The 13,852-nt window shown below is 49.9% G+C and carries 13 protein-coding genes and 1 other annotated feature; of the genes, 1 reads left to right on the top strand and 12 read right to left on the bottom strand.

Annotation, left to right across the window (positions count from 1 at the left end; translation table 11 throughout):
- Positions 1-110: 110 nt before the first annotated feature.
- From IEW26_RS03670 to IEW26_RS03680, 3 genes are all read right to left on the bottom strand, one after another.
- Positions 111-3,014 (bottom strand): ComEC/Rec2 family competence protein, encoded by a 2,904-nt coding sequence (locus IEW26_RS03670; protein WP_188591267.1) that lies wholly within the window; start codon positions 3,012-3,014, stop codon positions 111-113.
- Positions 3,015-3,166: 152 nt separating this feature from the next.
- Positions 3,167-3,688, bottom strand: coding sequence for a deoxycytidylate deaminase (locus tag IEW26_RS03675; protein WP_188591268.1), 522 nt, complete (start codon positions 3,686-3,688; stop codon positions 3,167-3,169).
- Between the two features lie 43 nt (positions 3,689-3,731).
- Positions 3,732-4,256 (bottom strand): ComEA family DNA-binding protein, encoded by a 525-nt coding sequence (locus IEW26_RS03680; RefSeq protein WP_188591269.1) that lies wholly within the window; start codon positions 4,254-4,256, stop codon positions 3,732-3,734.
- A 186-nt stretch (positions 4,257-4,442) separates the two neighbouring features.
- Between IEW26_RS03680 and comER the strand changes: the two genes are divergently transcribed.
- Positions 4,443-5,288 carry a late competence protein ComER gene (comER, locus tag IEW26_RS03685; RefSeq protein WP_188591270.1) on the top strand — a complete coding sequence of 282 codons (846 nt, stop codon included), beginning with the start codon at positions 4,443-4,445 and terminating at the stop codon, positions 5,286-5,288.
- On the opposite strand, the gene leuS is transcribed toward comER, so the two are convergent.
- The 9 genes from leuS to aroE all read right to left on the bottom strand — a co-directional run bounded on the left by leuS (position 5,269) and on the right by aroE (position 13,833).
- On the bottom strand, positions 5,269-7,713 hold the full coding sequence (gene leuS, locus IEW26_RS03690) for a leucine--tRNA ligase (protein WP_188591271.1): 2,445 nt from the start codon (positions 7,711-7,713) through the stop codon (positions 5,269-5,271). The genes comER and leuS overlap by 20 nt on opposite strands.
- A gap of 74 nt (positions 7,714-7,787) precedes the next feature.
- Positions 7,788-8,044, bottom strand: a binding site (T-box leader).
- Between the two features lie 124 nt (positions 8,045-8,168).
- Positions 8,169-9,125, bottom strand: a complete 957-nt coding sequence (locus tag IEW26_RS03695) for a phosphotransferase family protein (protein ID WP_188591272.1) — start codon at positions 9,123-9,125, stop codon at positions 8,169-8,171.
- A gap of 236 nt (positions 9,126-9,361) precedes the next feature.
- Positions 9,362-10,132, bottom strand: coding sequence for a class I SAM-dependent DNA methyltransferase (locus IEW26_RS03700; RefSeq protein ID WP_111272167.1), 771 nt, complete (start codon positions 10,130-10,132; stop codon positions 9,362-9,364).
- 25 nt (positions 10,133-10,157) lie between these two features.
- Entirely contained in the window at positions 10,158-11,063 is a 906-nt protein-coding gene (locus IEW26_RS03705; RefSeq protein WP_188591273.1) for a CvfB family protein, read from the bottom strand.
- Positions 11,060-11,407, bottom strand: coding sequence for a ribosome silencing factor (gene rsfS, locus IEW26_RS03710; RefSeq protein ID WP_111272169.1), 348 nt, complete (start codon positions 11,405-11,407; stop codon positions 11,060-11,062). Before rsfS ends, IEW26_RS03705 begins: the two co-directional genes overlap by 4 nt.
- 19 nt (positions 11,408-11,426) lie before the next feature.
- Complete coding sequence (gene yqeK / locus IEW26_RS03715; RefSeq protein WP_145404152.1) at positions 11,427-11,999, bottom strand: bis(5'-nucleosyl)-tetraphosphatase (symmetrical) YqeK; 573 nt, start codon at positions 11,997-11,999, stop codon at positions 11,427-11,429.
- Entirely contained in the window at positions 11,983-12,573 is a 591-nt protein-coding gene (locus IEW26_RS03720; RefSeq protein ID WP_111272171.1) for a nicotinate-nucleotide adenylyltransferase, read from the bottom strand. The genes yqeK and IEW26_RS03720 overlap by 17 nt, the downstream gene beginning before the upstream one ends.
- A gap of 14 nt (positions 12,574-12,587) precedes the next feature.
- Positions 12,588-12,881, bottom strand: a complete 294-nt coding sequence (yhbY, locus tag IEW26_RS03725; protein ID WP_090914936.1) for a ribosome assembly RNA-binding protein YhbY — start codon at positions 12,879-12,881, stop codon at positions 12,588-12,590.
- Positions 12,882-12,957: 76 nt separating this feature from the next.
- The gene (gene aroE, locus IEW26_RS03730) at positions 12,958-13,833 is read right to left on the bottom strand and encodes a shikimate dehydrogenase (RefSeq protein ID WP_188591671.1); all 876 of its coding nucleotides are present in this window, start codon (positions 13,831-13,833) and stop codon (positions 12,958-12,960) included.
- Positions 13,834-13,852: the final 19 nt, after the last annotated feature.

A 13,852-nucleotide genomic window follows, 5' to 3' on the forward strand; every position in this document is an offset into this window, starting at 1 on the left:
ATGTTCAGAGTGGGTAGCGGAGAAAGGTGCATTATGGTCCCCTATCTCTTTTCAGAGTATTTTAATACATATGCAATTCAATTTAGAGTCAATAGACCTGTTATTCATATCTATTCTAGTGGTTTTTCGTCCTTCACCAGCTTGTACCGCACATCCATCCTTCCATTCTTCACCTTCATCTGCACCTCGCCCATCTTGTCTGTCCGATAAATCCGGGAACCCTCCTGTTCCAAACGTTTCATCACCTCAGGATTTGGATGACCATAGGTATTGTTAACGCCGGCAGAGATTAATGCAGCTTTGGCATTCCAGTATTGCAGCCATGCATCCGAAGAGGAGGTTTTACTACCATGATGAGCGGCCTTGAGTACATCAATTGATATGGGGGACGATGACGATAAGGGTCTCAGTCCCATTGACGCCTCTGCCAGCGAACCGTCCTGGATCGCATACAGCACATCCTGCTCCGTTGCGGCATCCATATCCCCGGTAAACAGCATAGACGTACCTGCCATCTCCAGTAAAAAAACAACCGACGCAGCGTTCTGATTCTCGTAAACGGGAATCTCCCCCGATGAATCCGGCAGTCCATCAGGTTCAGGTGAGAGGAAGTGCAGCGTCGTCTCCCGATCCGGCTTATAGGCCATGCCTTGACGTATAGCGAACAGCGGAATTTGGCGCTGCGTAGCCGTATCCAGCAGCTGATCAAATTTCTCTTTTCCACTTGTCGTTCCATTAAACATCAATCGTTTCACCGGAATTTGCTCCAGTACCGCCTGTAAACCGCCAGCATGATCCTGATCCGCATGGGTTGCAATGACGGCATCCAGCTGATGAATGCCTCTCTTTTTCAATAAGGGCACAACGACCTTGGCTCCCACTTCATACGGATCACGTCTCGTTTTCCATGATGCTTCATTGCCCCCAAAGTTAATCGTGCCTCCACCATCGACGAGGATATGTTTGCCTCCCGGTGTGGTGATGAGCGTGCTGTCCCCCTGACCAATGTCCAGAAATTGCACCACTCCAGTGCCCGCAGGCTGCGGGGTTTGGTATGCCCACCATAGACCGGCCACAAAACTGATGGCAAGCACACCGCATAACCAGCGTTGGCCCTTGCTGATCTGCACTTCGCTATAAAATCCCGCACCTTTGGCTGTAAAGGCACTGGCATACTCCGGCCAGGCGATACTGGCCCCGAGCGTCGCGAGTGAACCTTGATCTGTGCCAGCTGTTCGCATAGGCTGAGCATGCTGCGCTGAAAGCTGCATAGGATTATGCACCCGCGCTATGTTTGGCGATTCAGTTCCAGCAAAATGAGAAATAGACGAACTCTGTCCCAGCTTAGATCCCATCGAAGCGGCAGCTTGCCCCTGCAAACTATGTGTTGCACTAGCCATTTGTCGATCCATATGAAGCGGAGCCGTGTCCTCTTCTCCTGCTTTTACACCATGCGGTGCATCACCACCGCTCCTCTGATGAAGCAAATATAGCAGCACATACAAGATCGCATAGTAGGCCGTAATCCATAACAGAGAAGGCGATGCCCAGATCATGACAAAACCAGGCAAGCTGTTCATCCATTCCACGGTCAGAAAAGTGATCTGATTCAACTGAACCGCAATCCACGCCAGAATTTTTGCAGCAGGGAGCCACACGAAGGACAGAATCATTGCTACCGTTCCCAGGGGTAACACCACTGCGCTAATCAAGGACACTAGCAGCAAGTTAGCGGCAAAAGAAAGCAGCGAGAACTGGTTAAAGTACAGAATCGTGACTGGAAAAGAAATCAGCTGTGCCGTCACCGTTACCGATGCTGTTGCCGCGAGTGCTTTGGGCCACCTGCTGAACAGTCTGTTGATGAGCGGCATATAGATCATCAACCCTGTCGTCACCAGAAAGGACAGCTGAAAGCTGACATTTAGTAAAAAATACGGATTCCACCACATCATCAGGAGAGCCGCTGCACTTATAATCTGAAGACCATCTCTGGCTAATCCGCGTTTCGTCATATATAAACCGATCATCGACATCATACCTGCGCGTATAACAGAGGGAGAGCCTCCCGATAGCAGCACATATGCCGGAATCAGAATCAGTGCGACAGTCAAGGCTGTCTCTCTTGTCAATCTCAGCCATGACATCAGCGCCAACAAGGATGCAACATAAACCGCGACATGTGTACCCGAGATGGCAAGGATATGTGTCAGTCCAAGTTGAGAGAATTGACCATACGTACCCGGGTCAATATCCTTTGCCATGCCGATGATTAGTCCCTTCATGTAACCGGCATGTGGCTCAGGAAACAACCGATCAACTGCTGAACCTAGCAGCTGCCTTGCCGAATCCGCCCATCGAAATATGTTGATCCGTTCCCATCCTTGGGGAGTCATCGCAGTAACCGAATCAGCACCTTTCACCTTAAACATCCAATGAATATACTGCGTCCTGAGGTAATGTCGATAGTCGAATCCACCGAAATTTCTTGCTTCACCCGGAAGGGCCAAAGAGCCTGATAGTGTAAGCTTGTCTCCCCGCTTCCATGCTGCTGCAATACGCTGCTCCTGCTCTTCCATCAAGCGAACTTGCACGATAATTCGCTCATCGATCATAGTTGAAGGAACTTGTGACTGCGCCTCCTGAGCCATAATAGATGAAAGCTGTAACTCGAAACTTGCCCGATCCCCATCAACCCGCACGTCTGAAGCAAGTTCTCCTTCCACGATGGCATCTAACCCGTCAATGACCTCCGTAGACAGCTGTAAATATTGGGACAGACGGCTCGAATTATGAGAATCGTTCCACTCCCACTGAACTACACCCCCAATGAATGCAGCAAGCAAAAGAATGCTGAGCCACCCGCTCACAGGAATATGAAGCAAACGAAGCACAAGCGGAAGGCAGGCCACAGCTCCGACCATACCCCAAAATAGTGCCCAGCCTGTCAACATACATGCCATACCGCTTCCGCACAGCCAAAAAATTGTAAAGCAAAGCAGCGGTCTGCCTTTCATGCCATCCCCTCTCCCTTCTGGAACCATGCCAGAAAATACACAAAAACCCCCGGAAGCCTGTTCAGGCTTGCCGGAGGTTCTTCCCCGTACTTACTTTTCCACTTATTTTCACTTACTTTTCCTACCTCGACATGCCCAACTTGCTGTTCAGATCAGTTGCTTACCGTCATCATCGTCTCCCGTGGTGGCTGGTAATTGTCCAGTCTACGGAATGTAATGCCTTTCTGCTGCATCATATGGGTCACTTTGCTGGTATCTTTGGGATACGAGCGATGAAAAACAATTTCAGTCACACCGCTGTTTGCCAGCACGTTGGCACATGTCCAGCAAGGCTCATCGGTTACATAGACGGAGGAGCCTTCCCGATCAATGCGATCCGTGAACAAAAGCAGATTCTGCTCCGCATGAATCGTACGAATACAGCGCTGCTTTTTGACCATTTCCTCATGGCCATCCGTTACCACCAGCTCATATTCCTCCGCAATCATGCAGCCTGCCTCGGAACAGTCCAGCACTCCCATCGGCGCGCCGTTATATGCGGTTCCCAGCAGCTTTTTCCCTTGAACCAGCACCGCACCTACATGCCGTCGCGGGCAGCGAGAACGTGTGGACACCATATACGCGATATCCATAAAATACGTGTCCCAATCCTTGCGAAGCTCTACTGTACTCATTCAGTCTCCTCCTCATGCTCTGCCCCATCTTATCCTGTCGAACTTACTGAATCTGTATATATGGAGCCATCTTCTGCAGCATCTTCGTGCCGATGCCCTTCACCTTCGTAAGATCGCTGACCTTCGCAAATGGCCCGTGTGTATTACGGTAATCCACAATGGCCTGAGCTTTCTTCTGTCCGATTCCCGGGAGCTCGGTAAGCTTCGAGACGGAGGCAGCGTTAATATTAATTTTGCCATTGTCGGTTGTTTCAACTGCTGCATCAACGACCGGATCAACCTGAGACTGCTTATCCCCTGCCTCTAATTTAATCTCAGTAGCATTGATACCCGTTCCAGCCTGCTTTTGCACGTTCCCGCCGTCCTGTACTGACACAGCCGCCGCAGTGTTTTCCTGAACCGAAGCAGCCGACTGTACAGCAGAAGAATTCTGCGCACTTGTCGGCTGCTCGATGCCGAGCTGCATCGGTTCCCAGCCGCTAGGCGGCTGTTCACTTCTGCCCGACCATAATATTAATATGCTCCCAACCACCGCTGCAGCAATGGTCATGCCTTTATTCCATCTCATTCTTCGCACTCTCCCTCATATTCAAAATAAATATCATTTCGAACACGGGCGGTGCTTCCGAACCGTTTAATCTTTTTATTTCAACAATTTCATGCATATTTATGTCATTTGAATCAGGACTTCATGCATAGAATAGAAGGAGGATACTGCGCCATTACCGTAAAGCATGAAAGGAGGCCTGAACCAATGAAGGTTGGATTTATCGGAACCGGCAGCATGGGCAGTCTGCTGATCTATGCCCTGATCCAATCCGGTGCACTCGAACCCCGTCAGATTGCAGCAAGCAATCGAACCCCTTCCAAAGTACGGCAGCTATCGCTCCGTTACCCTGGTCTGCATGAATCGCAGAGCAATCGGGAAACGGTGATTCGCAGCAACATCATCTTCCTGTGCGTGAAGCCGCTGGAGTTCAAACATGTTATCGACGATATCCTGCCTGTTGTGAATTCCAATCATATAATTGTCTCGATCACCAGCCCCGTGCAGCTGCGTCATCTGGAATCTTCACTTCCTTGCAAAGTCTCCAAGGTGATCCCGAGTGTTACACATCAGGTCGGCAGCGGAGCTACCCTTTTTATCCACGGAGAACGAATGACTGCTGAAGACCGCTCTGTACTGGAATCTCTGTTAAGTCATATCGGCAGACCCTACCAAGTGGATGAAGCCTGCACTCGAATCACATCCGACTTCTCCAGCTGCGGACCTGCATTCATATCATTCTTTCTCGAAGAATGGATCGAAAGTGCTGTGCGCCTGACGGGTATTAAACGAGCAGACGCCTGTGCTCTTGCCGGAGAGATGCTGCTCGGAACAGGCAAGCTGTTAACCGAGGGAGGGTACACTCCGCAAGAGCTTCAGGCCCGTGTTGCCGTACCTGGCGGCATAACCGCCCAGGCACTTGCCCTGCTGCGAAACAACCTGAATGGTGTATTCGACAGTTTGATTCACACAACACATGAGAAATATGATGAAGATTTAATCAAGCTGGATGAGGTGTTTCGTGCCAGTGAAATTAACCGGCAACAATATTAACCAGTTTGCCTGGAACGGCAATGACTTTGCGAACAGTCTTGCCTTCCAGCGCCTGTTTCACAGGAGTCAGCTCCATCGTGTAATCCTGCATCCCCTGTGCATCCAGATCCTTCGCGATCGTGGTGCGGGTTACAATTTTACCGTTAACTTGAACGACAATCTCCACTTCTGCATCCACAGTCATGGACTCATCATATTCAGGCCAAGCCACGTACGTAATTCCACCCTCATGCCCCAGACGGCTCCACAGCTCTTCCGCCATATGCGGCGCCAGAGGTGACAGCAGCTGAACAAAGTTTTCCATCGCTTCACGAGGCAGTGTATCTGCTTTGTACGCATCGTTGATGAAGATCATCAGCTGACTGATTGCAGTATTAAAACGCAGATGCTCCAGATCTTCCGTTACTTTTTTGATCGTTTTATGAGTTGTTCGTTTGAACTCGTCGGTTCCACCGTCAGCTGTAATCTTATCATTAATCGCGCCAGTATCTTCGTTAATGAAGAGACGCCATACGCGGGACAAGAAACGATGCATCCCCTCTACCCCGTTAGCATTCCAAGGTTTGGTCGCTTCCAGAGGCCCCATGAACATCTCATACAGACGCAGTGTATCTGCACCGAATTCGTTAACAATCTCATCCGGGTTAATGACATTACCGCGAGATTTACTCATTTTTTCATTGTTGGTACCCAGAATCATGCCCTGGTTCACCAGCTTTTGGAACGGCTCTTTGGTGTGTACCACACCCAGATCATACAGCACTTTGTGCCAGAAACGTGCATACAGCAAGTGAAGTACGGCATGCTCCGCTCCACCGATGTACAGGTCAACCGGCAGCCATTGCTGCTGTTTCTCCTGAGAAATCAGCTCCTTGTCATTGTGCGGATCAATGAACCGCAGGTAATACCAGCAGCTTCCTGCCCATTGCGGCATTGTATTCGTTTCGCGACGAGCCTTCATGCCCGTTTCCGGATCAACGGTATTCACCCAATCCGTCACATTGGCCAGTGGTGATTCACCTGTGCCCGATGGTTTGATCTGATCAATATCCGGCAACAGCAGCGGCAGCTGATCTTCCGGTACGGTCTTCATCGTTCCGTCCTCCAGATGCAGAATCGGAATCGGCTCTCCCCAGTAACGTTGACGGCTAAACAACCAGTCGCGCAGACGATACGTTGTTTTTCCTTGTCCTTTGCCGTGCTCTTCGAGCCAGGCAATCATCTTCGCCGCAGCCTCTGCATTATTCAATCCGTTCAGGAAGTCGGAGTTCACGTGTGATCCGTCGCCTGTAAACGCCTCTTTGGTTACATCTCCGCCTTCAATAACTTCGATGATATTCAGGTTGAATTGCGTTGCAAATTCCCAGTCACGTGCATCATGACCCGGAACAGCCATTACAGCACCAGTACCATAACCAGCCAGTACATAGTCCGCAATCCAGATTGGCAGCTTCGCTCCGTTAACCGGATTGATTGCATACGCACCTGTGAACACACCGGTTTTGTCTTTGGCCAGATCGGTACGTTCCAGATCACTCTTGCGAGCAGCCTGCTCCTGATAAGCCTTAACCGCTTCACGTTGTGCTTCAGACGTAATGACATCTACCAGTTCATGCTCTGGCGCCAGAACAGCAAAGCTTGCACCGAACAATGTATCCGCACGGGTCGTAAATACTTTAATAACCTCTTCACGGCCCTCAATCGCAAAAACAACTTCTGCCCCGGTTGATTTGCCGATCCAGTTGCGCTGCATATCCTTGATGCTTTCGGACCAATCCAGCTCTTCCAGATCCTCCAGCAAACGCTCTGCATATTCTGTAATTTTCAGCACCCATTGACGCATCGGTTTGCGCACAACCGGATGTCCACCACGTTCACTCTTGCCATCAATAACTTCTTCGTTCGCAAGCACCGTACCCAGCGCTTCACACCAGTTGACTGGCACTTCATCGACATAGGCCAGACCCTTTTTGTAGAGCTGGATGAAGATCCATTGTGTCCATTTGTAATACTCGGGGTCCGTTGTGCTGATCTCGCGATCCCAGTCATACGAGAAACCGAGAGACTTGATCTGACGACGGAAGTTATCAATATTACGGAAAGTAATGTGACGCGGGTGCTCTCCTGTATCGAGTGCATGCTGCTCCGCAGGCAGACCGAAAGCGTCCCAACCCATTGGATGCAATACATTGTATCCACGCATCCGTTTGTAACGGGATACGATGTCTGTTGCAGTATAACCTTCCGGGTGACCTACGTGCAGTCCGGAGCCCGACGGATACGGGAACATATCCAGTGCATAAAACTTCGGTTTGGACGGGTCCTCACCTGTTTTAAACGTTTTGTTTTCATCCCAGTATTGCTGCCAGTTTTTCTCCATCACTTGCGGCTGATAGCCGTGCTTCGGCTGATGATTCTCACTCATCTATATTCCTCCTTCAGGTTTATACGCGCTTTTAAAGCAACAAAAAAACCTCAGCATCCCGTAGCGTTTGCAGCGCTAGGGACGAGAGGTTGAATTCCCGTGGTACCACCCTAGTTAGCGGACGAACGTGCTTCGTCATCCACTCCCTTTAGACCTGTAACGGCGGTTAACCGATGCGGATTTCCTTCCCGTTCTACACTCAGGGCATAGAACCATGTAATCACCGCATTTCTCCAAGGCGAGTTCGCAAATTACTGTCAATCGGCTTGCACCAACCGCCGACTCTCTGTGATGTACAGAATTTACTACTGATCCTTATCATCGAAATATGTATACAATATCGGGAACATTATATACAAACGAAAGCACAAAGTCAATATGTCCCGTCATATTCATGACTTTGGGCGATAAACCCGCCTCATACGACCTTAAACATTTACAGCAAAACCAAATGCTCAGCTTTGCTTAAAACGTACGATGCCTTCCTCCATATTACGAATCGTTGACTGGATATGTTCCTGATCATCGTACTGGCGGTAGTTACATTCAATGCGCAGGGCCAAATCAAAATACAGATCGTACAGACTTCTGCGCTTATGCTCATTTTCCGTAGTAATTGCCCGGCCATACCCTTTTATAAACCCTGGGGTGTAGTTAAAGTGGCTGAAATAATGCTCCATAAGCGGATCTCCCCACAGTGAGCGTTCAAAATCTATAATGCCTGTAATCTGCTTATCCTGCACCAGTATATTGCCATCCCACAGATCCCAGCTGATCAGAACCGATTCGGTTACTTCATCCAATGCATCCGATTTCTCTTCAATCAAACGTCTCAGCTCATCGTAATCGATCCCGATATTAACTTTGGCCGCTTCGCCATCTGCCAGCATATCCTCCATTAACATGGAAAAAGCTTCTCTCCACGTCGCACGCTGTCTGTCCTTGCCCGAAAAATAACCAAACTGTTCACCTTGGATCTCATTGATCCGCCGATTGTATAATCCTAATTGCTGCTCAATCCCATCCTGTACTTCCTGTGTAAATTCAGCCTTGATCTGGTTGTACGGCTTTCCGGACATAAGGTCCATAACAAAATACTGTGCCGGAGCCATAGTTAATGAATCATCATAAGCGAGCACCTTGGGCACAGGAACATCCCCCAGCTTGGCAACAAGCTGCAGAGCTTGCACTTCAGCCGTCATCAGATCCTGTTCACAACGCATCATATGAGTCGCAGCCGAAGGCGCAATCTTCAGGACAACGTTCCGTTCGTCACCAAGCTTTATTTTATAAGCCTGGTTTGCCCAGCCGTCAATCATTTCCTCATAATGTTGAATCGTGGCGTCCAAGTGATGCTTAATAATCAGATCCAGCTGTTCTTTGCTCAATCTCGTTTTATATGTACTTTCCATGAATGTGTTCCCCCTTTTATTAAAGTTAATCGCATTTCAATCAGATGCTTAAACTTCACTCCAACGAACAAAACAAACTCCGGCTCCCTATAGAAAACGCTTTCTAGACATATTAATTATGTCCCTTTTTACCTTGTGCAGCAATACTTTTATGCATATCTTATTCAAAAAAGCTGCCCCTAGCCCGCATTTTGCATGCAGTCTAAGGACAGCTCGTTATTTTGAATGATACATTATCATTTCACAGCTACATAGAACAAACGCTCCGCATGATCCCCAGCCTCGTTCCATTCAAAGTCAGCATAGACCTTCACATCACGAAAGCCCGCTTTGCTTAACTCCAGCTTCATCCAATCCGGGTCATATGCACGCTGCACATGAACTTCCTCGAACCGCCGATACGTATCCTTGCTGCCATCCTCCACACGCGAGAAAATACTCAAATGATGCTCGATCTCACACCGGTCCTGATCCAGATCGCAGGTCCAGATGTAGGATACGGAGCGCTCATCCAGTACAAAGGGCTGCTCTTGCTCGTATCGGATTAATGTGTTCGGATGATGCACATCAAACAGGAATGTGCCTCCCGGCTTCAGCATCTCATACGTGCGAACGAAGGTACGAACGACATCCTCGGATTCCAGAAGGTAGTTCACACAATCACAGAATGAAATGACCGAGTCTACCGGCTCAGGCACTCTCCAGTCCCGCATATCCTGCTGCACCCAGCGTACGCTGCCTTCCCGGTACAGACGATGTCCCTGAGAAGTGGCTTCCATTTTACTGCGCGCAACAGACAGCATATCAGCCGAGAGATCAATGCCCGTCACCTCAAAACCGGAGTTTACCAGCGGGATTGTGATGGAACCTGTTCCACAGCCAAGCTCTGCCACACTTTTGGGCATGCCATGCTGCTCCCAGGCTGTTCGTGCAAACCTTATCCAATCCGGATAAGGCATATCTTCCATTAATTCATCGTAAACGTAGGCAAATTTCCGGTAAGACATGTCGGCACCGCACTTTCAATTTCATTTACTTCTCTTCTGGCTGCTGCTTCGGTGCGGATTCGGACAGATACGTCCAGTTTTCCTTCTGCACCACCAGACCATCCTTCATCAGCTTGCCAAGAGCCCGCTTGAACGCCGATTTACTGATGCCGAAACGCTGTTTGATAATGTCCGGCGGTGTCGCATCGGAGTACGGCATGCCGCCCATCGGGCGCTCCTTCATAAAAGCAAGCAGCTTGTCTGCATCTTCGTTACGCCCAACCTCTTTGCGCTGTGTCATCGCCAGATTCACACGTCCGTCTTCACGTACCAGCGTAACCCGGCATTTTACTTTCTCTCCCAGACGCAGCATGTGACTGCGCTCGGAGGAATGAATCATGCCAATCGCACCGAAGCCAAGCACACCGCCGTCCACAAGTACAAATGTCCCCATCTGAAGCGGCTTGTACACCAAAGCCTCAACCCACTGGTTCACCCAGGTAGTTGGGGCATGGAAAGCAAGGGGAGCAAGCTCACGTTCTCCGGCCAGTTTGGCGCGCAATCGTCCTTGCTTGTCATGCTCCATGATGACAAACACTTCGTCTCCAACTTGAGGGCGCAGTTCTTCAAGCTCTGGCAATTCACGAATGGGAAGCAGCAGCTGGCGTCCGAGTCCAATCTCCAGAAAACATCCCAGTCTCGGATGCACATCCGCTACGACCAGTTTAGCCATCTCTCCAAGCGTGAGGTAAGGCTTTTTCATCGTAACCGCGAGGCGGTCTTCTGTATCAAAGAAGACAAAAACCTCAAGCGTTTCACCAATTTTGATGTCCCGAGTCAGCTCGGTATAGTGAAGCAGTACATCTTCCGATCCTGTCGTCAAAAAATAGCCAAAAGGAGACACTTCACGTGAAACCGGCAGCGAGACGACTGTTCCTGCAATCAAACTCATACGGTCTCCACCACTTTGGCGTCAGACCAGAGACGCTCGATATTGTAATACTCCCGTTCATCGCGGTGGAATACATGAACCACCACATCACCAAGATCCATCAGCACCCAGCGTGCAGAATCCATGCCCTCGATGCCTTTGATTACCGCACCGGCTGCGTGAGCCTGTTTGCGAATCTCTGTTGCAATCGCCTGTACCTGTGTATCCGAGTTACCGTGGCAGATCACAAAATAATCGGCAACCAGCGAGATATTATTCAGATCCAGCGCTACAATGTTGGACGCCTTTTTATCATCAGCGGCAGCAACCACCATATTCATAAGTTCTTTCGATGATACTGTCATGAACCAACCTCCATAATCTTTAATTGTGCAATTGTGCTATCAAGTCATTACGCGAGAGCACCGTGAGCGGATAAATAACACGGCGCTGGGAAAGCAGCAGACTGATCGTTGAATCAAAGCCGGCAATCAAGCCCTCCTCCAGACTGCGCTGAGCCTGCTCACGAATATGCTCCACGCCCGGGAAATCACGTCCCGGTTCAATATAATCAGCAAGGCATACCACTTTGTCCAGCAGACTCATGCCCACTCTACCTGAAGTATGCCACCGAATGGCATTTATAATTTCGGAATCGGACACACCATAATCACGTTCCGCAACAAAAGCACCTACTTCAGAATGCCAAAGCTGCTTGTCGTGTGATAACAGTTCTGCATTTAATCCGTTATCACGAATGACCGCTTCCATCTCAGCTACAGGCCAATATTTCGCCACGTCATGCAGGATCGCTGCGATGTCTGCCTTCACCGGATCAGCTCCGTACTTTTCGGCGAGAATAACAGCGGACTCCATAACCCCCTGCGTATGCTTCCAGCGTTTGGCGGGCATCTGAGAGGAGACAGCCTGGATTAATTCCTCACGGCTTAACGCCATATAAACCGCTCCTTACAATGTATTGATGCACTGCATCGGGAATCATGAAACGTACGGAATGCCCTTTCGCGAGACGTCTGCGAATAGCCGTGGATGAAATATCAACAAGCGGCATTTCCGCCAGCAGCACCCGATCCTGCAATGGTTCCGGCAGGTCGTCCAGATGCAACTGAAAGCCTGGGCGTCCAACACCGATAAAGGTCAACCTGGACGCCAGTTCTTCGATCTCTTCCCATTTCGGAAGATAGTTCACCATGTCTGCCCCGATAATGAAATAAAACTCATGCTCAGGGTGGCGCCGCCATAACTCACGCATCGTATCAATGGTGTAGGACACGCCGCCAAGCTCCATTTCGATGCCTAATACCTCATACCGGGGAGCATCCTTTACAGCAGCCTCCGTCATCTCCAGACGCTGCTGCCCCGTTGCACCTGCTTCCGGTTTATGAGGCGGGACATGGGAGGGCATAAACCAGATTTCATCCAGTGCATGCGAATCCCTCGCCGCTTCCGCTGCCAGCAGATGCCCCATGTGGATCGGATCAAACGTACCGCCCATGATGCCGATCTTCACCCGCGCCACGCTCCTTATCTTGGAAGTTCGATTTGTTTGTTATCACGTGATTCCTTGTACAGGATAATGGTGCTGCCAATGACTTGCACCAGTTCGCTGCCTGTTTCACGGGCAACCTCTGCCGCAATTTCATTTTTATCATCCAGGTTGTTGTTCAGCACTTGCACTTTCATCAGCTCGCGCTTCTCGATTGCCTCTTCAATGTGGCGGAACAGATGTTCATTCGTTCCCCCTTTGCCAATCTGAAATACAGGGGTCAGGTGATGTGCCTGTGACCGCAAAAAGCGCTTTTGTTTACCAGTTAACATGAATATTCCATACTCCTTATGTTGAGCAGGCCCCATACCGATGAACAGCCCTAAGCTGTTTGGTGGACCTGACCGTTCAATTATTATTCGTAAAACTATCCAATACCGCCCGTCTCATCGTATCGATCGGAGCCGGAATGCCAAGCCAGTGCTCGAATGCAATCGCACCTTGATAGATAAACATGCCCAGACCGCCGTGCACCGTGCAGCCGCGTATACGGGACTCCCGCAGCAGACGTGTCTCCAGCGGGTTGTAGATCAGATCGCTGACCGCAGCTCCTAAGCGAATCCAGGCGGGATCAACCGGCAGATCATGCACATGTGGATGCATTCCGGCTGCTGTCGTATTGATAACGATATCCGCGTCAGCAAGTACAGCTTGTGCTTCGTGCATTCCACTGCCAGAGATGTCTCCCAGGCTATAGCTCCTCAAATCTTCAGCAAGAGCCGTCGCTCTGTCAGCCGTGCGATTCAGGATACTGATCTGCTCCGGCTTCTCCAGTGCGAGCGCGTAGATCACGCCTCTTGCAGCTCCTCCTGCGCCAAGCACTGCAATACGTTTGCCCTCAATCTGAGGAACAGCCTCTTCCTTGAGCGAACGAACATAACCCATCCCGTCCGTATTATACCCTGTCAATGTGCCATTATCGTTCACAATCGTATTGACTGCCCCGATCAAGCGTGCGCTCTCATCAATGACATCCAGATACTGCATGACCTGCTCCTTGTGCGGAATGGTAACATTCACACCGCGATACCCTAGTGCAGTAATTCCACGAACAGCAGCTTGCAGCTGATCCGGCTTCACATGAAGCGGCATATACATCCCTTCCACACCTGCTGCCTGCAAAGCGGCATTATGCATTGCCGGCGACTTGGAATGTGCAATAGGATCGCCCATCACCCCAAGCAGCACAGGAAGTGAAGAATTGAACTTGTTCTCTGCCGACATCGGCTCCCCTCCGATCTGA

The sequence above is a fragment of the Paenibacillus silvae genome (assembly GCF_014639235.1).
Taxonomy (GTDB): Bacteria; Bacillota; Bacilli; order Paenibacillales; family Paenibacillaceae; genus Paenibacillus; species Paenibacillus silvae.